Here is a 20,445-nt window from a genome sequence, read left to right as displayed (position 1 = left end):
GAACCGGAAACCATAACGGCCGCAAAAACCGTTGGCCGCACAAGGCGGAGCGTCGCGGCGCTTCTGTCGCCACCTCTCGAACGGAGCTGAGCTTGGTTCGGTTCGAAAATGTCGGATTGCGCTACGGTCTGGGGCCGGAGATTCTGCGCGACCTCAGCTTCCAGATTCCTGCGCATTCCTTCCAGTTCCTCACCGGCCCGTCCGGCGCCGGCAAGACCTCGCTGCTGCGCCTGTTGTTCCTGTCGCACCGGCCGACGCGCGGCCTCGTCAACCTGTTCGGCCACGACATCTCGCAGCTCGGCAAGGACGAGATTGCGGATTTGCGCAAGCGCATCGGCATCGTGCTGCAGGATTTCCGCCTGCTCGATCACATGACGACCTATGAGAACGTGGCGCTGCCGTTCCGCGTCATGGGCCGCAGCGAGTCGAGCTATCGCAAGGAGGTCATCGACCTCCTGCGCTGGGTCGGCCTCGGCGAGCGCATGGACGCGCTGCCGCCCATTCTCTCCGGCGGCGAGAAGCAGCGCGCGGCGATCGCGCGCGCGGTGATCTCGCGGCCGCAGCTGCTGCTCGCGGACGAGCCGACCGGCAGCGTCGATCCGACGCTGGGGCGCCGCCTGCTGCGGCTTTTCATCGAGCTCAACAAATCGGGTACCGCCGTCATCATCGCCACCCACGACATCGGCCTGATGGACCAGTACGAGGCGCGGCGGCTCGTGCTGCATCAGGGACGGTTGCACGTCTATGAGTAAGACCGACGAGCGCGGCGTGCTGGTCGACCTCGGACAGGAGCGTCCGCAGCTCCCGGCGAGGGCGCGCAACATGTCGCCGATCGTGCCGCGCGCCTCGATCCACGGCCGCGCGCTGGTCGCGGTCGTCGCCATCATGACCTTCCTGGCGTCGATGACCACGGGCACGGTGCTGCTGGTCAGCGCGTCCGCCGCGGAATGGCAGTCGGACGTCGCGAGCGAGATCACCATCCAGGTTCGCCCGCAGACGGGACGCGACCTCGACCGCGACACCGCGGCGGTGACCGAGGCGATGCGGGCGCAGCCCGGCATCGTCGAGGTCAAGCCGTTCAGCAGGGACGAAAGCGGCAAGCTGCTCGAGCCATGGCTCGGCACCGGCTTGTCGATGGACGATCTGCCGGTGCCGCGCATGATCATCGCGCGGGTGCAGCCCGGGACCCAGCTCGACCTCGGCGCCCTGCGCGCCCGCGTGACCCAGGTTGCGCCGAGCGCCAGCGTCGACGATCACCGCGCCTGGATCGAGCGGATGCGGTCGATGACCAACGCGACCGTGCTTGCCGGCCTCGGCATCCTCGCGCTCGTCATCATCGCGACCATCATCTCGGTGTCGTTCGCGACCCGCGGCGCCATGGCGGCGAACCGTCCGATCGTCGAGGTGCTGCATTTCGTCGGCGCCGGCGACCGCTACATCGCCAATCGCTTCCTGCGCCATTTCCTCAGGCTCGGCCTCGAGGGCGGCGTGATCGGCGGCGGCGTCGCCATGCTGGTGTTCGGCTTCTCCGAGTCGATCGCGGGCTGGTTCTCCGGCACGCCCGTCGGGGATCAGTTCGCAGCGCTGCTCGGCACCTTCTCGCTGCGTCCATCAGGCTATGTCGTGCTCGCGGTGCAGGCCGTGCTGATCGGCGCCATCACCGCGGTCGCCTCGCGCCAGACGTTGTTCGCGACGTTGAATGACGTGGATTGAGATTTCTGTTCTTCCTGCTTCCTCGTGGGGGCGGGTGAAGAAACCGGACTCCACTTCGCCTCAAAACGTCCTAAAATCATCCAGGGAAGGGATCACCGACATCGCATGACCGCGCCGACCGACGATCGATCGCCGAAACTGCCGCGCGGCTGGCTGCGCGCGGTATTGGTGTCGGCAATTGCGCTCGCTTTCGTCAGCGCGGCGGCGGGCTTCGTCGCGTTCCTGTCGCAGATGCGCGGCGCCGAGATCGCGCCGGACCGCAAGGCCGACGGCATCGTGGTCCTGACCGGAGGCTCCTCGCGGGTGTCGGACGCGATGGAGCTGCTGGCGGCCGGCTACGGCAAGCGGCTGCTGATCTCCGGTGTGCATCCGACCTCGACGGCGAACGACATCTCGCGGACCCTGCCGGAGAACCAGTCCTTCATGACCTGCTGCGTCGACCTCGATCGCACCGCGCTCACGACCCGCGGTAACGCCGCAGAGACGCGACGCTGGGCCGAGGGGCGCGGTTTCAAGTCGCTGATCGTGGTCACCTCGAACTATCACATGCCCCGCGCGCTGGTGGAATTCTCGCATGCGATGCCGGAGACGAAGCTGATCCCGTTCGCGGTGGTCGGCGACAAATGGCGCGAGGAGCCATGGTGGACCTCGGCGTCCACCTTGCGGCTGCTGCTGTCCGAATATGTCAAGTACATCGCGGCCGAGCTCAGGGTGCGGCTGGAGGATTTCGGGATTGACCTTTCGCCCGAGATGTCGGAGCAGCCTGCAGGCCAGCAAGTGAGGCGGCCCGCCACCGCACAGGCCAATTGATCGGACCTTCGATGTTCCTGATTTTCCTGCGTTCGCTCGTGTTCAACGTGCTGTTCTACGCCGTGCTGGTCGCCCTTGCGATCGTGGCGCTGCCGACCTTCGCGTTGCCGCCGCGCGCGATGCTGACCGTTGCCGAATGGTGGGCGAAGGCGACCCTGTTCCTGATGCGCGTGGTCTGCAACATCAAGGTGGAATTCCGCGGCACCGAGAAGATCCCGCAGGGGCCATTGGTGATCGCGGCGAAGCACCAGTCGTTCTGGGAGACCTTCGTGCTGCCCAGGTTTTTCAACCGCCCGATCTTCATCCTCAAGCGCCAGCTCATGCAGATCCCGGTGTTCGGCCAGTTCCTGGCCAAGACGGGGATGATCGCGATCGACCGCAACGCCGGCGTGAAGGCGCTGCTGGACATGACGCGGCGGGCGCGCGATGCCGTGCGCAGTGGAAAGCAGCTCGTGATCTTTCCGGAAGGCACCCGACGCGCACCGGGTGCGCCGCCCGACTACAAGACCGGTTTCGCGCAGATCTATTCGTCGTGCGGGGTACAGTGCCTGCCGATCGCGCTCAATTCCGGCCTGTTCTGGCCGCGCCGCACCTTCATGCGCTATCCCGGCACGCTGGTGGTCGAGTTTCTCGATCCGTTGCCGCCGGGACTGCCGAAGGACGAGTTTCTCGCCCGCGTGCAGACGGTCATCGAAGAGGCGACGGGCCGCATCGTCGAAGCGGGCCGGAAAGAGCAGGAACAGCTGATCGGCAGCGCGCCAAGCTACGCGCCGTCGGAGAGCTAGCGGTTCTCTCGGTCTTCGGACGCAGGCGCGTGCAGGGAATGTGCATCACCATGCAGCATGGTCGCGAGCTGATGCAGCTGCGTGTCGCGAAAGCCTTCGGCTTCGATCGCCTTCACCGTCGCCGTGACATAGTCGCGGTTGGCGCCGGACTGGCCGTGGCCCTGGATGACGTGGCGATGCTGATCGGCGAGCGACAGGCGGCCGGCATATTGCACATGGCCGCGATCGACGACATAGGCGAGCGCGGAGACGCGCTGGCGCGCATCGTTTTCCAGCCACACCGAGCGCATGACTTCACGATAGACCGATGTGACCTGCTCGCGCGCCCGCAAGTAGGCGACGACGTCGGCGCGGCTCTTCTCTGCGACGCGGAAGGCGATGCCGCGGCAGGCGCCGCCGCGATCGAGCCCGAGCACCAGGCCCGGCTTCTCCGGTGTGCCGCGATGGACGAAGGAATAGACGCAGAGCGCGCGATGCTCGCCGACCAGCCTGGCCGGGACGCGCTCCTCGAATTCGAAACCCGGCCGCCACATCAGCGAGCCGTAGCCGAACACCCAGAGGTCGCCCTTGGCTACGGTGACGGAGGGGAGGGTGATTTCGGACATTTCGGGCACGGCTACCAGAATGAAGCCCCTAAGCGAAGCGAATTCTCCGCCTTTCGCCAGGAGCCGGCCTCGCTTACATTTGCCAGAATCTGGGGTCAAAGGGTCGCCGCATGTCAAACATGACCGTTGCCGCAGGCCGGCGCTCCCGTTGGGGCCTTTTCATCGCACCCGTTCTCGTCCTGATCCTCGCGGTCGCGTGGAGCTGTTTCTGGTTCTATGCGGCGTCGCAGGCCGAAGTCGCTGCCGACGCCTGGCGCGCGCAGGAGGCCAAATCCGGCCGCATCTATGATTGCGCCAAGCGCTCGATCGCAGGCTTCCCGTTCCGCTTCGAGGTCCAGTGTTCCGGCGCCAGCGTCGCCCTGGTGTCGCAGAATGCCAGCAAGACGCCGTTCACGGCGAAGCTCGACAACATCCTGGTCGTTGCGCAGGTTTACGATCCCAAGCTCGTCATCGCTGAGTTCTCCGCGCCGGCGACGCTGGTCGACGGCGTCACGCAAAACACCTTCGTGGTGAACTGGAGCAAGGGCCGCAGCAGCGTCGTCGGCCTGCCGGCTGTGCCGGACCGCGCCTCCATCGTGTTCGACGATCCCACCTTGAATCGGCTCGACGGCAGCGTCCAGGTGCCGCTCGCGCGCGCCAAGCAGATCGAGCTGCATGGACGTCTCGCGGAGGGATCGAAGTCCGATCATCCTGTCATTGAGACCGTGCTCCACGTCGCGCAAGGCAGCATCCAGGGCGTTCATCCCCTGCTCGCCGAGCCGTTCGAGGCCGATACGCGCGCCAAGATCACCGGCCTCTCCGACCTCACGCCAAAGCCGTGGCCGCAGCGTTTCCGCGAGATCCAGGCTGCCGGCGGCCATATCGAGATCGTGCAGTCGCGGATCCAGCAGGGCGAGATGATCGCGGTCGCGGCCGGCACGCTCGGCCTCTCGGCCAATGGCCGACTGGACGGCGAGCTGCAGATGACGGTGACCGGCCTCGAGCGCGTGATCCCGGCGCTCGGCATCGAGAAGATGCTGGAGGAGGGCGTGCCGCAGGCCACCCTCGATCGCGTCGCGCCCGGCGTGAAGTCGCAGGATCTCAACAATCTGTTCGGCGCGCTCGACCGCGCCGTTCCCGGCCTCGGCAAGGTCATCAAGCAGAACGCCAATGCCGGACTTGCCGCCGGCATCAATTCGATCGGCACCGAGAGCACGCTCGAGGGCAAGAAGGCGCGCAGCTTCCCGCTGAAATTCGTCGACGGCGCGGTGCTGCTCGGCCCGGTCAAGGTCGGCCAGATCCCGCCGCTGTACTAGCTCGCAACGCGTAGCCCGCATGAGCGCCGCGACATGCGGGCACCAGTCCCGGATGTCGCTGCGCTCATCCGGGCTGCGTGCTCCATCGTCATGCCCGGGCTTGTCCCGGGCATCCACGTCTCTCTTGAATCGCGGATGCGCGCGGATGGCCGGGACAAGCCCGGCCATGACGGAAGGGTGAGGACGCGCCGCTACGGCTTCTTGTCCAACTGCCCGTGTTGCCGGCCGAAATCCGCCGCCGCCGAATCCTGGCCGATCTCGACGATGCCGCGGCGGATGGCGCGGGTGCGGGTGAAGTGGTCGAACAGCGCCTCGCCGTCGCCGCGGCGGATCGCGCGGGTCAGCTTGGCGAGATCCTCGGTGAAGGTGCCGAGCATCTCCAGCACGGCTTCCTTGTTGGCGAGGAACACGTCGCGCCACATCGTCGGGTCGGACGCGGCGATGCGGGTAAAGTCGCGGAAGCCGCCGGCCGAGAACTTGATCACTTCGGACTCGGTCACCTGCGCCAGCTCGTCGGCGGTGCCGACGATGGTGTAGGCGATCAGATGCGGCAGATGGCTGGTGATCGCGAGCACGAGATCATGATGATCCGGCGTCATGATCTCGACCTTGGCGCCCATCGCGGCCCAGAACGCGCGCAGGTGATCGGTCGCAGCTGCATCGACGCCTTCCGGCGGCGTCAGGATGCACCAGCGGTTGATGAAGAGCTCGGCGAAGCCGGAATCGGGGCCCGAATGCTCGGTGCCCGCGACGGGATGCGCCGGCACGAAATGAACGGTCTTCGGCAGGTGCGGCGCCATGTCCCTGACGATCGCGCCCTTCACCGAGCCGACATCGGACACGATCGCGCCGGGCTTCAGATGCGGTGCGATCTCCTGCGCCACCGGCCCGCAGGCGCCGACGGGAATGCAGAGGATGACGAGATCGGCATCCTTCACCGCTTCCGCATTGGTCGCCACGACCTGATCGACGATGCCGAGCTCGATCACGCGCGCACGCGTCTTCTCGGAGCGCGCGGTGGTGACGATTTCGCCAGCCAAGCCCTGGAGCTTGGCGGCGCGCGCGATCGAGCCACCGATCAGGCCGAAGCCGATCAGGGCGACGCGCTGGAAGTGCGCCTGCGCGCTCATTTGCCGGCCACGAAGTCGCGCAGGCCGTCGACGACGAGGCGGTTGGCCTCTTCGGTACCGATGGTCATGCGCAGCGAATGCGGCAGGCCGTAGTTCTTCAGCGCGCGCAGCACGAGGCCGCGCTTTGTGAGGAACGCGTCGGCGTCGTCCGAGGTCCTGCCCTTCTCGGTCGGGAAGTGGATCAGCACGAAATTGGCGACGCTCGGGGTCACCTTCAGGCCGAGCTTGGTGATCTCCTCGGTCAGCCAGTTGCGCCAGGTCTCGGTGAACTGCTTGGACATTGCCTGATGCGCGGTGTCCTCGATCGCGGCGACCGCGGCGTACATCGCCGGCGTCGACACGTTGAAGGGACCGCGGATGCGGTTGACGGCATCGATGATGTGCTCGGGGCCGAACATCCAGCCGATGCGCAGCGCCGCCAGGCCGTGGATCTTGGAGAAGGTGTGCGTCACCACCGTGTTCTCGGTGGTGGCGACGAGCTCGATGCCCATTTCATAGTCGTTGCGGGAAACGTAGTCGCAATAGGCGGCGTCCAGCACCAGCAGCACATGCGAGGGCAGGCCGGCGCGCAGCCGCTTGACCTCGTCGAACGGAATGTAGGTGCCGGTCGGGTTGTTGGGGTTGGCGAGCCAGACCAGCTTCGTCTTCGGCGTCACCGCCTTCAGGATGGCGTCGACGTTGCAGGTGAGGTTGGTCTCCTCCGCGATCACGTTCCTGGCGCCGACCGCCATGGTAGCGATCGGATAGACCAGGAATCCGTGCGTGGTGGAGATCGCCTCGTCGCCCTGGCCGAGATAGGTGTGGGCGAGCAGGTTGAGGATCTCGTCCGAGCCGGCGCCGCAGATGATGCGGTTGGGATCGAGGCCATAGCTGCGGCCGATCGCTTCGCGCAGCACGCGCGAGGTGCCTTCCGGATAGTCTTCCAGATGATCCGCCACGCGCTTGAAGGCTTCGATCGCCTTGGGCGAGGGCCCGAACGGCGTCTCGTTGGCCGACAGCTTGAACACCTTGCGGCCCGGCTCCGGCACCGGGGTCTTGCCGGGCGTGTAGGGCGCAATATCGAGAATGCCGGGGTTCGGCACGGGGCGGGACATCTTCAACTCCGGATAGGCTTTAGGCGATACGCGATTTACGATTTCGGCCCGGTCGGGGCCACCGTATAGCGCGTTGCGTGGCTGCCGACGAGGGCCGTGGAGCGTACCGAGGCCCCCGCCTCGATCAGGGCAGCCCTGATTTTGCCGATGCTGCTCTCGCTCGTAACCGAGACGAGCAAGGCCGCGCCGTCGAAGGCGGTATCGGGCACCGCCACGATCTCGGCGAGCGGCGACAGGGCGCGCGCGACCTCGGCATTCCATCCCGACACGCGCACGCTGAAGGTCTCGACCTCCGTCACCAGGGCGCTGTCGGCGACGCGCGAGATCGCGAACACCGGCAGCGCGGCCGGATGGTCGGCGCGCTCGACGAAGGGCATCCGCGCGATGATCTTCGGCGCGCCCTCTGCTTCCAGCTCCAGCCACCAGGGTGTGCGGCTCGAGGTCGCCGAGACCAGCGCCAGATCGCCCTTGGATTTCGCCACCGCCTCGACCGCTGCCTGCGCGCTGAAATGCGCGACGTAAGGAACCGTGAAGCCGAAATGGAAGCGCACGGAATCGCGCATCGCTGGCTCGCTCACCGAGATGTCGGCGTGCACGGAGAACGGCGCCTGCACATAGGTGAAGGTCGAGATGATGACGCGCCAGATGCTCTCGACCGTGTCGAGCGGCAGGATGCCGCGATGACGCTGCACGATCTCGCGCATCATCGAGGCCTCGCGCGCCGGACGGAAGGCCGAGCCGACCTCCTGGGTCTGCTTGACCTGGATCAGGCGGTCGATGATGTCGCCGCGCTGCATCAGCAGGCGATGCATGCCCTCGTCGATCGCGTCAATCTCCTTGCGCAATTCCTGCAATGACGGTGGCGCGGGCGGACGTTGGGACATATCTGACTGGACTGTTGAGAGGCGTTCCAATGCGGGCCGGCCCAGGAAACTGGTAGGAAACTGGTAAGGCCGGATCCGCTGCGATCGACGTCTTGATTAGGCAGTCGGGGCGGCGAAAGCAAAGAGAAATGACGGCCTGTCCGGCGGGCAAGACAGGGACGAATTTGGTTGATCCGGTCCGCGACTTGACGAAAACCGCCCAAGCCGGTAGTTTTTTGCCCGTTCCGTGGTCATTTGAGCCGGCCGGCTTGCAGCCACGTTAAAAAACTCGCTAAACAGGCCGGGGACGCTTCCGATCCCGGCCGAACCTATCGTTCAGGCCGGGTTTTTCATGGCCTGATTCCAGCGGCGGTCTGACGACAGTCGCAAACGAGGTCGATGATGGTTGGCGTCAAGTCCGTGCCCAGTCCCGCGATCAGTGCCGACGACCGGTCGCATGAGGTGGATCATCCGAGCTCGCCGGTCGCGCAGTTCGGCGCCGACCAGCCGCTGCGGCTCGATTGCGGCGTCGATCTCTCCCCGTTCCAGATCGCCTATCAGACCTATGGCGAACTCAACGCCGATCGCTCCAACGCGGTGCTGATCTGCCATGCGCTGACCGGCGATCAGCATGTCGCCAATGTGCATCCCGTCACCGGCAAGTCCGGCTGGTGGGAGACGCTGGTCGGCCCGGGCCGGCCGCTCGATCCCAAGCATTACTTCATCATCTGCTCCAACGTGATCGGCGGCTGCATGGGCTCGACCGGGCCGGCCTCGATCAATCCCGCCACCGGCAAGGTGTGGGGCCTCGATTTTCCCGTCATCACCATTCCGGACATGGTGCGCGCGCAGGCGATGCTGATCGACCGGCTCGGCATCGACACGCTGTTCGCCGTCGTCGGTGGCTCGATGGGCGGCATGCAGGTGCTGCAATGGACTGCGGCCTATCCTGGCCGCGTCTACTCCGCGCTGGCGATCGCCTGCGCAACGCGGCACTCGGCGCAGAACATCGCCTTCCACGAGCTCGGCCGGCAGGCGGTGATGGCCGATCCCGACTGGCACAATGGCGGCTATGCCGATCAGGGCATCCATCCGCATCGCGGCCTCGCGGTGGCGCGCATGGCCGCGCACATCACCTATCTCTCGGACGCGGCGCTGCATCGCAAGTTCGGCCGGCGCATGCAGGATCGCGAATTGCCGACCTTCTCGTTCGATGCCGACTTCCAGGTCGAGTCCTATCTGCGCTACCAGGGCTCGTCCTTCGTCGAGCGCTTCGACGCCAATGCCTATCTCTATCTGACGCGCGCGATGGACTATTTCGACATCGCGGCCGACCATGGCGGCGTGCTGGCGAAGGCGTTCGCCGGCATCCAGACGCGTTTCTGCGTTGTGTCGTTCACCAGCGATTGGCTGTTCCCGACCTCGGAATCGCGCGCGCTGGTGCATGCGCTGAATGCGTCGAGCGCGCGGGTGTCGTTCGCCGAGATCGAGACCGATCGCGGCCACGACGCCTTCCTGCTCGACGTGCCCGAATTCTTCGACATCTCCCGCGCCTTCCTGCAATCGGCCGGCAAGGCACGCGGGCTTACGGCTAAGGACGGCTAGCGATGTCTGTACAGGAAGTGCTGCCGCTCGGCGGCGTTGCGGCCGGACAATCCGGCCAGGCTCGCGCCGACCATCTGCTGGTGGCCGAGATGGTCAAGCCGGGCTCGAGAGTGCTCGACGTCGGCTGCGGCGACGGCGATCTGCTGCAGCTGCTCGAGGCCCGCGGCATCGACGGGCGCGGCATCGAATTGTCGCGCGAGGGCGTCAATCGCTGCGTCGCCAAGGGCCTTGCCGTGGTGCAGGGCGATGCCGACACCGACCTCGTCAATTATCCCGACGATGCATTCGATTACGTGATCCTGTCGCAGACGCTGCAGGCGACGCGGCAGCCGAAGGTCGTGCTGGAGAACTTGCTGCGCATCGGCCATCGCGCCATCGTGTCGTTCCCGAATTTCGGCTTCTGGAAGATGCGGCTCCAGCTCCTGATCGGCGGCCACATGCCGCGCACGGAGAATCTGCCCGCGACCTGGTACGACACCGCCAACATCCACTTCTGCACCATCAAGGATTTCGTCGAGCTCTGCGACGCGATCAACGTCAAGATGGAGCGCTCCGTGGCGCTCGATCTCTACGGCCGCCCCGTGCCGCTGAACCTGCCCTGGTGGGTGTGGAACATGTTCGGCGAGCAGGGCGTGTTTCTGCTGACGCGCGGCGGGCAAGGGAAGTAGCGGCCCGTAGCCCGGATGGAGCGCAGCGCAATCCGGGGCAGGTCGTGCCGCGGTCGAGAATCCCGGATTACGCTGCGCTCTATCCGGGCTACGCGACGGAGAGTTTCGCCGCACCTTCGCTCTAATGCGCCGCCAGCGACCTAGGATCCCGCACCGGCCAGCGGCCGGCCTCGACCAGCGTCACGAAGCGCTCGACGCTCTCGTTGAACAGCGCGGGCTCTTCGAGGTTGAGCACGTGGCCCGACTTCGGAAACACCGCGAGCCCGGCGGCGGGCAGGTGCTTCTTCAGGAACAGGCTCGCGCCGATGCACGGATCGTCCTCGTCACCGCAGATGATCAGTGCGGGCGTCGCGACCTTCGCGATCGATTCCGTCAGCGTGTAGATCGAGGGTCGGCCGCCCTGGAAGCCGCGCATCGTGCGCGCCGAGCCCTTGGAATCGTGCCGCGCCAGCGCGGCGTAGAAATCGGCATGGCCGCGCGGGTCCTTCACAAGAAAGGGAATCCGGCTCGGCGCCTCGCGCGTGACCTTTGCGACCTCCGCGGAGCCCAGCGTCTCGAACTGCTCGGCATTGGCACGGCACTGCTTGCGCCAAGCCTCCAGGTTCTCGAGCTCGGAGCCCGAGCCGACGCCGGCGAGCGTCATCGACAGCGCGCGCTGCGGCGCGTTCAATCCGATCTGGAGCGACGAATAGGCGCCCATCGAGAGGCCGACGAGATGTGCGCGCTCGATTTTGAGATGATCGAGCACCGCGAGCGCATCGGTGTAGAAATGCGTGTAGCTGTAGACCTCGCCCGCGGGCACGTCCGATGGCGTGTAGCCGCGCGCGGAATAGGTGATGCAGCGGTGGCCGCGCGAGAAGTAGCGCATCTGCGGCTCCCAATTGGTGTAGTCGGCCGCGAACTCGTGCAGAAAAATGATCGGCGTTCCCTGGCCCGCTTCTTCGAAATAGATGCGGACGTCATCCCTGGTCGTGGCGTGGGGCATTAACCGTTTCCCTCTCTTCAAGCCGTGCACGCAGGATCGCAGTTAATGTTGTTGTCCGCAATGCGGCAGCGTGATCGCAGCACCAGCGCAAAATCATCGCAGCTATTCGCCGGGCGTGGCGTCTTTTTCTCGCCACATCCGGAAGCTTTACGGCCCGACGGATGTCGGCCACCGCACGGGCCGACGGGAAAGAGGGGTGTAACGAAGGATGAAGTATGTTTGAGTTGTTTGCGTCTCGCCTGTCGCGCTGTGTTGTCGCGCTGGCGATCGTCTTCGCGGCGGTTGCCGCTTTCGTTTCTCCGGCCTCAGCGCGGCCTCACCATCGTCACAGCGCAGAGCGGCACGCTCACGCACATCACGCCAGACATCATCACTATCGCCACCATGCACGCAGCTCGCGCTTCGAGCGCAGCGCGGCGCAATTGCAGGCGAGCGGCTTTGGCGACACCCAGGCCTCCTATGATCCGAACGCCAACAGCGGCGGCATGGCCCGCAATGCGATGGCGAGCACGACGGCGGTCGCAAGCAGCGGCGGCTTCGGCGGCGGATCGGGCCTCGTGTCCGAGGCACGGCGCTATCTCGGCGGCAACCCGACCGGGCGCGGCAGCCTGTGGTGCGCGCGCTTCATGAACATGGTGCTGCAGCATACCGGCCATCAGGGCACCGGCTCGGACATGGCGAGCTCGTTCGCCCGCTATGGCACGCGCGTCTCCGGTCCGCAGGTCGGCGCCATCGCGGTGATGTCGCGCGGCCGCCGCGGCGGCCATGTCGGCATCATCACCGGCGTCGACGCGCAGGGCAATCCGATCATGATCTCCGGCAACAACGGCAACCGCGTCCGCGAGGCGCCGGTCTCGCGCGGCCGCATCTATGCGTATGTGATGCCGAATTGAGGTGAGGGCGGCGACGCTGCCGTAAGGTGGGTTAGCTGGCGGTCGCGCGAAGCGCGGTCCGCTAGCGTAACCCACCTCTTCTGCTTCTGCGGTGACAGACAGTGGTGGGTTACGCCTGCGGCTAACCCACCCTACGAACCGTCACACCAGTCGCGGCTGCTCCACCGCCACCACATCCCCCACGCCGATCTCGCCGTCCGCGATGACCTCGGCATAGATGCCGCAATCCATGTGGCCGAGATGGCGCGACAGCGTCGGCGGGATATCGAGATCGCGTGCGGCGGTCACGGGGTCCACATTGGTGGCCGGACAGCGGACGATGCGCTTGACCACTTTCAGCCGGGCCTTGCCGATCGCGAGCGTCTGGCCGACGAGGTCGAGCTCGGACCAGGCCGGCCAGCCCTGAACATAAAGGTTGCCGCGGAAGCGCAGCGGATGCACGGCGGTGCCGCCCAGCATCGCCTCGATGGCGCGAACGCTGTTCAGATTGATAATCGACACGACCTTGCGGGCGACGTCGGAGAAGCTGTGGTCACGGCCGGACAGGACCTTTGGCGGGCCCTTCAACTCCGGCTGGAAGTTCTCGGTGAAATAGCTCTCGATGGCGGCGCGCCCGGCGGCGGTCTCCAGATCGCCGCTGGCGACGATCTGGCCGTCCCTGCGGATGGTCAGGCGATTGGTCGCGTCCTCGAACCGGCTGTCGAGGGAAGCCAGCCGCTCATTGCGCGCCAGCATCAGGAACAGGATTTTCGGCTTCCATTCGGGCGCTTCGGGATCGAACCCGCTCGGCCCGTTCTCGATGGCGTAGCGGCGATCGGCCGGCAGCGTCTGGCCGGTCCGTAAGGGGACCCGGGGCAGGCTCTCGGGCGTCAGGCCCTTGATCGGGTAGCGGTAGAGGCCGGTGATCTCGGCGGTCTGGCTGGCTGTCATGCCGCTACTTAGGGGATTCGACGCAGCCCCGCCAAGCGGGCCGATCAGCGCACGAAATTGTGAAGTCGCCTCTTTCGCATCAGCAGCCCGCTTCCCACATCTGCCTCAGGCCGGCGGCAACGCCGGTCCAAGACGACCGTTACCGGTTGAGAAACGTCAATGCGGTATTCGGAAACCCAATGAAGATGCCGTTTGGGGTGCCTTAGAGGGCCCCAGGGGCAGGCCGAGGGAAAGAAAAGACCATGAATATCGACAAATATACCGAACGCTCCAGGGGCTTCATCCAGTCCGCGCAGTCGCTTGCGGTGCGCGAGGGGCACCAGCAGTTTTCCACCCTGCACGTCCTCAAGGTCCTCCTGGACGACAATGAGGGCCTCGCTGCCGGTCTGATCGACCGCGCCGGCGGCAATTCCCGTGCGATCCTGAAGGCGACCGAGGAGGCCCTGAACAAGGTGCCCAAGGTCTCCGGCGGCGGCGCCGGCCAGATCTATCTCGCGCCCGAGCTTGCCCGCACCTTCGACGCCGCCGAGAAGGCCGGCGAGAAGGCCGGCGACAGCTTCGTCACCGTCGAGCGGCTGCTGCTCGGTCTCACGCTGGAGAAGTCCAGCGAGGCCGGCGCGATTCTCGCCAAGGGCGGCGTCACCCCGCAAAACCTCAACGCGGCCATCGAGGCGCTGCGCAAGGGCCGCACCGCGGATTCCGCGACGGCCGAGAACGCCTATGATGCGCTGAAGAAATATGCCCGCGACCTCACCCAGGCTGCGCGCGACGGCAAGCTCGACCCGGTCATCGGCCGCGACGAGGAGATCCGCCGTACCATCCAGGTGCTCTCGCGCCGGACCAAGAACAATCCCGTCCTGATCGGCGAGCCCGGCGTCGGCAAGACCGCCATCGCGGAAGGCCTCGCGCTGCGCATCGTCAACGGCGACGTGCCCGAGAGCCTGAAGGACAAGAAGCTGCTGTCGCTCGACCTCGGCGCCCTGATCGCGGGTGCAAAGTACCGCGGCGAGTTCGAGGAGCGGCTGAAGGCCGTGCTCCAGGAAGTCACCGCGAGCGAGGGCAACTTCATCCTGTTCATCGACGAGATGCACACGCTGATCGGCGCCGGCAAGGGCGACGGCGCGATGGACGCCTCCAACCTGCTCAAGCCTGCGCTCGCCCGCGGCGAGCTGCACTGCATCGGCGCGACCACGCTCGACGAGTACCAGAAGCACGTCGAGAAGGACGCCGCGCTGGCGCGGCGCTTCCAGCCGATCTTCGTCAGCGAGCCCTCGGTCGAGGACACCATCTCGATCCTGCGCGGTCTCAAGGACAAGTACGAGCAGCACCACGGCGTGCGGATCACCGATTCCGCGCTGGTCGCCGCCACGACGCTGTCCAACCGCTACATCACCGATCGCTTCCTGCCCGACAAGGCGATCGACCTCATGGACGAGGCCGCGGCGCGGCTGAAGATGCAGGTCGATTCCAAGCCGGAAGAGCTGGACTCGCTCGACCGCGAGATCATCCGGCTCAAGATCGAGCAGGAGGCGCTCAAGAAGGAAAGCGATCTCGGCTCGAAATCCCGTCTCGAGTCACTGCAGAAGGAACTCGCCGAGCTCGAAGAGAAGTCTGCGGCACTGACGGCGCGCTGGAGCGCGGAGAAGAACAAGCTCTCCAACGCCCAGAAGCTGAAGTCAGAGCTCGACGCCCTGCGCGTCGATCTGGCCGCTGCGCAGCGGCGCGGCGAATTCCAGAAGGCGGGCGAGCTGGCCTATGGCCGGATCCCGCAGCTCGAGAAGCAGCTCGCCGACATCGAGGCGCGCGAAGGTTCCGGTGAGATGATGGAGGAGGCGGTCACCGCCAACCACATCGCGCAGGTGGTCTCGCGCTGGACAGGCGTGCCCGTGGACAAGATGCTGGAGGGCGAGAAGGAGAAGCTCCTGAAGATGGAGGAGCAGCTTGGCAGGCGCGTCGTCGGCCAGGCCGAGGCCGTGCGTGCGGTCGCAACCGCCGTGCGCCGCTCCCGTGCGGGCCTGCAGGACCCGCACCGGCCGACCGGCTCGTTCATGTTCCTGGGGCCCACCGGCGTCGGCAAGACCGAGCTGACCAAGGCGCTCGCCGAGTACCTCTTCAACGACGAGACCGCGATGGTCCGCCTCGACATGTCCGAATACATGGAGAAGCACTCGGTCTCGCGGCTGATCGGCGCGCCTCCGGGCTACGTCGGCTATGACGAGGGCGGTGCGCTCACCGAAGCGGTGCGGCGCCGGCCCTACCAGGTCGTGCTGTTCGACGAGATCGAGAAGGCGCACCCTGACGTCTTCAACGTCCTGCTGCAGGTGCTCGACGACGGCCGCCTGACCGATGGCCAGGGCCGCACCGTCGACTTCCGCAACACGCTGATCATCATGACCTCGAACCTCGGTTCGGAATTCCTGGTGAACCAGCCGGAGGGCGAGGACACCGCGGCCGTGCGCGAGCAGGTGATGGGAACGGTGCGGGCGCATTTCCGCCCCGAATTCCTCAACCGCGTCGACGAGATCATCCTGTTCCACCGCTTGCAGAGGAGCGAGATGGGCCGGATCGTCGAAATCCAGTTTGCGCGGCTGCAGAAGCTCCTGACCGATCGCAAGATCGTTCTGACGCTCGACGCCGCCGGCCGCGACTGGCTGGCCGCCAATGGCTGGGATCCCGCCTACGGCGCAAGGCCGCTGAAGCGCGTGATCCAGCGCTACCTGCAGGATCCGCTCGCCGAGATGATCCTCGGCGGCGACGTCCGCGACGGCGACAACGTTGCGATCTCGTCCGAAGGCAACGTGCTGACCTTCAACGGCAAGGCGCCGCAAACCGCGGAGATCGCCCAGTTCGAGGCGCCGGTATCGAAGCGGAAGCTGAACTGAGCGTCATCGCTGCCTGAAATAACAGAGCGCCCCGGAGAGGTTTCTCCGGGGCGTATTGTTTTGAGCGAGCTGCTTTGATCGCGCCCGGTTGACGTCCTAGCCGAGTGCCGACGCGGCGCCGGGCGCGGCCGGTGCGGCCTCCTCATCGTCTTCCTCGAGCTCGGACAGGATGTCGACGAGCTCGCGCACCCGTCCCTGTGCCAATGGCCGCAAATCGTTGATCATCGGCTCGTCATTGGCGAGCCAGGCCTGGGCCTCGGCGAGTTCCTCGACGGTCGCGCCGGTCCCGATAATCTGGGCAATGGTGACGTCGTCGGCCCGATCCACGGTCTTGATGACATCGTCGCGTGAGAGGCGCGTCATGGCGATCCTCCTGCTGGTCGGCTTCCCCTCAGCATTTAACGGGGAACCGGCGGGGCCGGTTCCCGTGCAGGGAGGTTCCGCGGGCAGACGCTACTTCTTCACCACCTTGTAGATCGCATTCTCGATGTCGGAGGAGAAGTAGATCACGCCGCTTGCGCCGATCGCCACGCCCGTTGGAATGTGCGTCGGCAGGCCGCCGGGCGCGCCCGTCAGGCCGATCGGGAGATTGGCCGCGATCTCCGTGACCTGGCCGCTCTCCGGTGCGATCTCGATCAGCCGCCTGGCGCCGACCTCCGCCACGATCAATTGGCCTTGGGGACCTCGCGCGATGCCTTCGGGCATCTTCAGCTCCTTGGCGAGCACGGTTTTCTCGCCGTTGCTGTCGATCCGGGACACGGTGCCCGCAAAGGCCTCGGTGACGTAGACCTCGTCGGTCTTTCCGCGAACGAGCCCGACCGGGCCCTCGAGATTGCCTGCCAGCGTGGTGCGATCCTTGCCGTGCTCCCCGCTCACCTTGGTCAGCGACTTGGTGCCGAGCTCGGCCACCAGGATGCTGCCGTCTGCCAGCACGATCGCGTCATGCGGCGCCTTGAAACCGTGCAGCATGTCGCGCGTTGCGCCGGTCTTGCCGTCGATCACCTGCACGGTGCCGGTGAACCAGCTCGACAGGATCACGTCATTGCCGTTCGCCGTCGCGCTCATCGGATATTCGAGCGTGGTGCCGGCGGCGTGCATGCGGGCCTTCTCGGTGACCTCGCCGGTCGCGCCGTCCACCGTGCGATAAGCGAACACGTCGGCGATGTGGATGGTGTCCTTGCCGTTCTCCGAGGTGACGCCGATGCCGCCGGGCAGCGCGAGCTTGCCGATGATGATCTGCTTGGCCTCACCGGTCGTGGGATCCACCTGCTGGATGCCGTTGTCGGCCATGTTGGACACGTAAATGCGGTCCTTGTCGTCGATGGCGAGATTGTCCAGCGACGGCTTCAACTGGGCGACCGTCGTCTTGGCGCCCGTTTTGGGATCGACCCGGACAAGCTGGCCGAGCGCGGTATCGACCACGAAGAGACTACCCTTGGAATCGAAGTTCACCGCGGCGGGGACCTTGAAGCCGTCGGCGACGACGGTGAGCTCGGCCTTGTCGACGTCGACCTTGGCGACCTGGCCCTTGAACCAGAGCGGACCGTAGAGCTTGTCGTCGGGACCGAACTCGAAGCCGTTGAGGCCGCCCATCTTCTCCATGATCTGGCGGGGCGGTTTGACGCCCTCGACGTCGATTTCGTAGAGCGTGTCGCCGAGGAAAACGGTCGTGGCGTACAGCCTGCCGTCCTTGCGGAAGGCGAGGGAATTGATGCCGGGAAGGCCCGAGGCGAGTTTCTTGATCGGGCCGTCGCCCTTGCGGGCATAGAGATCGCCGGCGAGGAATCCGGTCCAGGCCATGGTGCCGTCGGGCGCGAACGCAATGTCGTCGGCCATCCCGATCGGCGCGGGGATTGCAACCTTGGCGGTACCGCCTGGGATGTCGACCTCGTAGAGCGCCGCGCCCGCGACGCTGCCGGCGAACAAATGGCCGGCCTTGTCGATCGCAAGCCCGTGCACGCCGTGGAAGGCCGAGCCGGGAACGAGCTTTGTGATTTCCCAGGTGTCGGCCGATGCGCTCGAGACGGAGAAAACCGCGGCAACCAGGGCCGCGCAGGCGAACCTGCTCTTCATGGCGAGACCTCCCGTTTTTTTGGAAAGTATTCGCCCGTCACACGGCTTTGGCAAACGAAACTTGACGTTGTGATGCAGTGAAGCGACCTGCGGTTTCGCAGCGCTGTTTCCGGCAATGTCTGGAGATGTCAGGCCGGTATCGGCCGGTTGCGACTACCGGTTGCTGACCTGCAACGGCCCGCCGGTGGCGTCCGACATGCGCGCGATGGCGCCGCCGCGGCCGCTCATCATGCCGTCGAGCCGGTCGCGTTCCTTCTCGAAGCCCGCCAGCACCGCGCCTTCGAGCGAACGGCCGCGCGGCAGTTTTACGCGGAGCGGATCGACGAAGCGGCCGTTGACGAGGATTTCGTAGTGCACATGCGGACCGGTCGACTGGCCGGTCGAACCGACGAAGCCGATCACCTGACCCTGACGCACCTTCTTGCCGACTTCCATGCCCTTGGCGAAGGCCGACATGTGACCGTAGGCGGTCTCGTAGCCGTTGGAATGCTTGATGCGGATGTATTTGCCGTAGCCGCCTTCGGGGCCGGCCTTCTCGATCAGGCCGTTGCCGGAGGCGAAGATCGGCGTGCCGTAGGCGGTGGCCCAGTCGACGCCGGTGTGCATCTTCACATAGCCCAGGATCGGATGGCGGCGGCCGCCGAAGCCCGAACGCATGATGGCATTGTTGACGGGCTTCCTGACCAGGAACTTCTTCGCGCTCTTGCCGGTCTCGTCGTAGTAGTCGACGACGCCGTCGTCGGGGCTCTGGTAGCGGTAGTATTTCTTGGTCTCGCCGCCGACCGTGAGGGAGGCGAACAGCACGTCGTTCTTTTCGCTCGACGTCGTGCCCTCTTCCTCGCCGGCGTAGAAGACGTCGAAGGAATCGCCCGGCTGCACCTTGCGCTGGAAATCGACGTCGTAGGAGTAGATCTTGATCATGTCCTCGATGACGGGCATCGGGACCTTGTTGCGCATCGCGGTCTCGTAAATGCTCTGGTAGAGCCGCACGCCGGTGCCGTCATCGTCGTCATCGTCGTCGCTGTTGGCGTTGGCCGCAGCGTCGGCGACGGTGTTCATGCTGGAGACGTCGACGGCGACGTATTTGCCGAGGTCGGACAGTGCCGCGATCGCCTCGACCATGGTGTCGTTTGCAACCACGACGCGATAGGGCTGGAGCCGGGCGCCGGGGCTCGCGGGCGCCATCAGGATGCGAAGTTTCTCGCCTTCCTTCAGGCCGCCATCGCGGCCGCGCGGGCCGAGTGTCGCGGTGATCGCCTTGATTTCCTCGGCCGTCGCGCCGAGATCGCGCAGGACGGAGCCGACGCTGTCGCCTTTCTTGACGACGTGGACGCGTTCGCCGTTCGGATTGCCGCCGGTGATCTGTTCCTTGGTCTTCGGCAGCAGTGTGACGTTTTCCGGCACCACGCGCGTCTCGAAGCCGGCATAGGGATCGGACGACGACACCTCGGTGGCGTAGGCCATCTTGATGTCGGAAGGACCGGTCGCACCGGATACGTCGGCGGCGGCATTGGCCAGCGAGGCGTAACGAACTCCGCTGCCGCCGCGCCAATTGGCGGCATCGCGCACTCGCATCAGGATGTCGTCGAGCGCCACCACCGCGGTGATCTTGGCCTTCGGCAGCACCTGCGCGAGGTCCTTGGTGACGAAGGAGACCTCGGCGTCGGGCTCGACGGCCTCCGGATTGTTCGGATCCTCCGACGCCGTCTTCGGATCGGAGCCGACGTCGGTCAGCAGACGCTGGGCGTTGAACGGCGGAATCTTCGCCGACAGATCGCTCGTCGTCATCGACAGATTGCCGGCGATCCGGACGAAGGGGCGCACCCGCATCACGTCGCGGTTGCCGACGCGGGCGACCGTCGAGACGCGCACGATGTTGCGCGAAGCCGTGGATTCACTGGGGGGAGGCAGGCGGTCGCTCTTGTGCAGCGTGGCGGCGCGATCGGCTGCGCCGAACGCACCACGCAGCGCGCCTTCGACCCGCTCGGGCACCTTGGCGAAGGTCATCTCGCCGTCGAGAGACGCGAAAACGGCGCCGCCGATCAGGGCTGCGCCGCAGAGTCCGGTCAGAATTGTCCCGCTGAACCATTGTACCGAGACGCGACGGCGATCGA

18 protein-coding genes and 1 riboswitch (1 of these 19 running past the window's edge) are annotated in these 20,445 nt (G+C 66.0%); of the genes, 9 read left to right on the top strand and 9 right to left on the bottom strand.

Annotated features, from left to right (window positions below; genetic code table 11):
* Nucleotides 1-92 precede the first annotated feature (92 nt).
* The 4 genes from ftsE to JQ617_RS16435 all read left to right on the top strand — a co-directional run bounded on the left by ftsE (nt 93) and on the right by JQ617_RS16435 (nt 3,308).
* Complete coding sequence (ftsE, locus tag JQ617_RS16450) at nt 93-752, top strand: cell division ATP-binding protein FtsE (protein ID WP_063694655.1); 660 nt, start codon at nt 93-95, stop codon at nt 750-752.
* On the top strand, nt 745-1,713 hold the full coding sequence (locus JQ617_RS16445; RefSeq protein ID WP_212027202.1) for a cell division protein FtsX: 969 nt from the start codon (nt 745-747) through the stop codon (nt 1,711-1,713). The genes ftsE and JQ617_RS16445 overlap by 8 nt, the downstream gene beginning before the upstream one ends.
* A 105-nt stretch (nt 1,714-1,818) precedes the next feature.
* Nucleotides 1,819-2,523 carry a YdcF family protein gene (locus JQ617_RS16440; protein WP_212027201.1) on the top strand — a complete coding sequence of 235 codons (705 nt, stop codon included), beginning with the start codon at nt 1,819-1,821 and terminating at the stop codon, nt 2,521-2,523.
* Between the two features lie 11 nt (nt 2,524-2,534).
* Complete coding sequence (locus JQ617_RS16435; protein ID WP_212027200.1) at nt 2,535-3,308, top strand: lysophospholipid acyltransferase family protein; 774 nt, start codon at nt 2,535-2,537, stop codon at nt 3,306-3,308.
* Here JQ617_RS16435 and JQ617_RS16430 read toward each other — a convergent pair.
* Complete coding sequence (locus JQ617_RS16430) at nt 3,305-3,913, bottom strand: gamma-glutamylcyclotransferase (RefSeq protein ID WP_212027199.1); 609 nt, start codon at nt 3,911-3,913, stop codon at nt 3,305-3,307. The two genes, JQ617_RS16435 and JQ617_RS16430, sit on opposite strands and share 4 nt — an antisense overlap.
* Nucleotides 3,914-4,023: 110 nt before the next feature.
* Between JQ617_RS16430 and JQ617_RS16425 the strand changes: the two genes are divergently transcribed.
* The gene (locus JQ617_RS16425) at nt 4,024-5,208 is read left to right on the top strand and encodes a DUF2125 domain-containing protein (RefSeq protein ID WP_145669883.1); all 1,185 of its coding nucleotides are present in this window, start codon (nt 4,024-4,026) and stop codon (nt 5,206-5,208) included.
* Between the two features lie 191 nt (nt 5,209-5,399).
* On the opposite strand, the gene JQ617_RS16420 is transcribed toward JQ617_RS16425, so the two are convergent.
* Genes JQ617_RS16420 through JQ617_RS16410 form a run of 3 tightly spaced genes read right to left on the bottom strand, consistent with a single transcriptional unit; the run spans nt 5,400 to nt 8,316 of the window.
* On the bottom strand, nt 5,400-6,338 hold the full coding sequence (locus JQ617_RS16420) for a prephenate/arogenate dehydrogenase family protein (protein ID WP_212027198.1): 939 nt from the start codon (nt 6,336-6,338) through the stop codon (nt 5,400-5,402).
* Complete coding sequence (hisC, locus tag JQ617_RS16415; RefSeq protein ID WP_063694754.1) at nt 6,335-7,432, bottom strand: histidinol-phosphate transaminase; 1,098 nt, start codon at nt 7,430-7,432, stop codon at nt 6,335-6,337. Before hisC ends, JQ617_RS16420 begins: the two co-directional genes overlap by 4 nt.
* Before the next feature lie 35 nt (nt 7,433-7,467).
* The gene (locus tag JQ617_RS16410; protein ID WP_212027197.1) at nt 7,468-8,316 is read right to left on the bottom strand and encodes a chorismate mutase; all 849 of its coding nucleotides are present in this window, start codon (nt 8,314-8,316) and stop codon (nt 7,468-7,470) included.
* 216 nt (nt 8,317-8,532) lie between these two features.
* Nucleotides 8,533-8,612: riboswitch (SAM riboswitch) on the top strand.
* A gap of 85 nt (nt 8,613-8,697) precedes the next feature.
* On the opposite strand from JQ617_RS16410, the gene metX reads away from it, so the two are divergent.
* Both metX and metW read left to right on the top strand, forming a co-directional pair.
* Nucleotides 8,698-9,900, top strand: a complete 1,203-nt coding sequence (gene metX, locus JQ617_RS16405; RefSeq protein WP_145669877.1) for a homoserine O-acetyltransferase MetX — start codon at nt 8,698-8,700, stop codon at nt 9,898-9,900.
* A gap of 2 nt (nt 9,901-9,902) precedes the next feature.
* A complete protein-coding gene (metW, locus tag JQ617_RS16400) occupies nt 9,903-10,568 on the top strand; it encodes a methionine biosynthesis protein MetW (RefSeq protein WP_063694648.1) in 666 nt (221 codons plus the stop codon).
* Between the two features lie 121 nt (nt 10,569-10,689).
* On the opposite strand, the gene JQ617_RS16395 is transcribed toward metW, so the two are convergent.
* Nucleotides 10,690-11,553: an alpha/beta fold hydrolase gene (locus tag JQ617_RS16395; RefSeq protein WP_212027196.1), complete on the bottom strand. Its 864-nt coding sequence runs from the start codon at nt 11,551-11,553 to the stop codon at nt 10,690-10,692.
* A gap of 215 nt (nt 11,554-11,768) precedes the next feature.
* Here JQ617_RS16395 and JQ617_RS16390 point away from each other — a divergent pair, with 215 nt between their 5' ends.
* A complete protein-coding gene (locus JQ617_RS16390; RefSeq protein ID WP_212027195.1) occupies nt 11,769-12,446 on the top strand; it encodes an NlpC/P60 family protein in 678 nt (225 codons plus the stop codon).
* A gap of 141 nt (nt 12,447-12,587) precedes the next feature.
* Here the strand turns inward: JQ617_RS16390 and JQ617_RS16385 are convergent, their stop codons facing one another.
* Nucleotides 12,588-13,376, bottom strand: coding sequence for an MOSC domain-containing protein (locus JQ617_RS16385; protein ID WP_212027194.1), 789 nt, complete (start codon nt 13,374-13,376; stop codon nt 12,588-12,590).
* A gap of 242 nt (nt 13,377-13,618) precedes the next feature.
* Between JQ617_RS16385 and clpB the strand changes: the two genes are divergently transcribed.
* Entirely contained in the window at nt 13,619-16,258 is a 2,640-nt protein-coding gene (clpB, locus tag JQ617_RS16380) for an ATP-dependent chaperone ClpB (RefSeq protein WP_212027193.1), read from the top strand.
* Between the two features lie 96 nt (nt 16,259-16,354).
* Here the strand turns inward: clpB and JQ617_RS16375 are convergent, their stop codons facing one another.
* The 3 genes from JQ617_RS16375 to JQ617_RS16365 all read right to left on the bottom strand — a co-directional run.
* The gene (locus JQ617_RS16375) at nt 16,355-16,621 is read right to left on the bottom strand and encodes a hypothetical protein (RefSeq protein WP_212027192.1); all 267 of its coding nucleotides are present in this window, start codon (nt 16,619-16,621) and stop codon (nt 16,355-16,357) included.
* 90 nt (nt 16,622-16,711) lie between these two features.
* Nucleotides 16,712-18,331, bottom strand: a complete 1,620-nt coding sequence (locus JQ617_RS16370; protein ID WP_212027191.1) for an SMP-30/gluconolactonase/LRE family protein — start codon at nt 18,329-18,331, stop codon at nt 16,712-16,714.
* Between the two features lie 153 nt (nt 18,332-18,484).
* Nucleotides 18,485-20,445, bottom strand: partial view of a M23 family metallopeptidase gene (locus tag JQ617_RS16365; protein WP_212027190.1) — the 3' portion only. Its footprint extends 103 nt past the window's final position; the window shows 1,961 of its 2,064 coding nt (coding positions 104-2,064); its start codon lies off the right edge, out of view; the stop codon is at nt 18,485-18,487.

Source organism: Bradyrhizobium sp. KB893862 SZCCT0404 (genome assembly GCF_018130885.1).
In the GTDB taxonomy this organism is placed as follows: Bacteria; Pseudomonadota; Alphaproteobacteria; order Rhizobiales; family Xanthobacteraceae; genus Bradyrhizobium; species Bradyrhizobium stylosanthis.
The sequence above is the reverse complement of the archived record's forward strand: the minus strand, read 5'-3'. Positions and strand labels throughout refer to the sequence as shown.

Excerpts from the sequence above, each read along its gene's own strand:
- JQ617_RS16445 (WP_212027202.1), top strand. The coding sequence starts at position 745 with ATGAGTAAGACCGACGAGCGCGGCGTGCTGGTCGACCTCGGACAGGAG.
- JQ617_RS16440 (WP_212027201.1), top strand. The coding sequence starts at position 1,819 with ATGACCGCGCCGACCGACGATCGATCGCCGAAACTGCCGCGCGGCTGG.
- JQ617_RS16435 (WP_212027200.1), top strand. The coding sequence starts at position 2,535 with ATGTTCCTGATTTTCCTGCGTTCGCTCGTGTTCAACGTGCTGTTCTAC.
- JQ617_RS16430 (WP_212027199.1), bottom strand. The coding sequence starts at position 3,913 with ATGTCCGAAATCACCCTCCCCTCCGTCACCGTAGCCAAGGGCGACCTC.
- JQ617_RS16425 (WP_145669883.1), top strand. The coding sequence starts at position 4,024 with ATGTCAAACATGACCGTTGCCGCAGGCCGGCGCTCCCGTTGGGGCCTT.
- JQ617_RS16420 (WP_212027198.1), bottom strand. The coding sequence starts at position 6,338 with ATGAGCGCGCAGGCGCACTTCCAGCGCGTCGCCCTGATCGGCTTCGGC.
- hisC (WP_063694754.1), bottom strand. The coding sequence starts at position 7,432 with ATGTCCCGCCCCGTGCCGAACCCCGGCATTCTCGATATTGCGCCCTAC.
- JQ617_RS16410 (WP_212027197.1), bottom strand. The coding sequence starts at position 8,316 with ATGTCCCAACGTCCGCCCGCGCCACCGTCATTGCAGGAATTGCGCAAG.
- metX (WP_145669877.1), top strand. The coding sequence starts at position 8,698 with ATGGTTGGCGTCAAGTCCGTGCCCAGTCCCGCGATCAGTGCCGACGAC.
- metW (WP_063694648.1), top strand. The coding sequence starts at position 9,903 with ATGTCTGTACAGGAAGTGCTGCCGCTCGGCGGCGTTGCGGCCGGACAA.
- JQ617_RS16395 (WP_212027196.1), bottom strand. The coding sequence starts at position 11,553 with ATGCCCCACGCCACGACCAGGGATGACGTCCGCATCTATTTCGAAGAA.
- JQ617_RS16390 (WP_212027195.1), top strand. The coding sequence starts at position 11,769 with ATGTTTGAGTTGTTTGCGTCTCGCCTGTCGCGCTGTGTTGTCGCGCTG.
- JQ617_RS16385 (WP_212027194.1), bottom strand. The coding sequence starts at position 13,376 with ATGACAGCCAGCCAGACCGCCGAGATCACCGGCCTCTACCGCTACCCG.
- clpB (WP_212027193.1), top strand. The coding sequence starts at position 13,619 with ATGAATATCGACAAATATACCGAACGCTCCAGGGGCTTCATCCAGTCC.
- JQ617_RS16375 (WP_212027192.1), bottom strand. The coding sequence starts at position 16,621 with ATGACGCGCCTCTCACGCGACGATGTCATCAAGACCGTGGATCGGGCC.
- JQ617_RS16370 (WP_212027191.1), bottom strand. The coding sequence starts at position 18,331 with ATGAAGAGCAGGTTCGCCTGCGCGGCCCTGGTTGCCGCGGTTTTCTCC.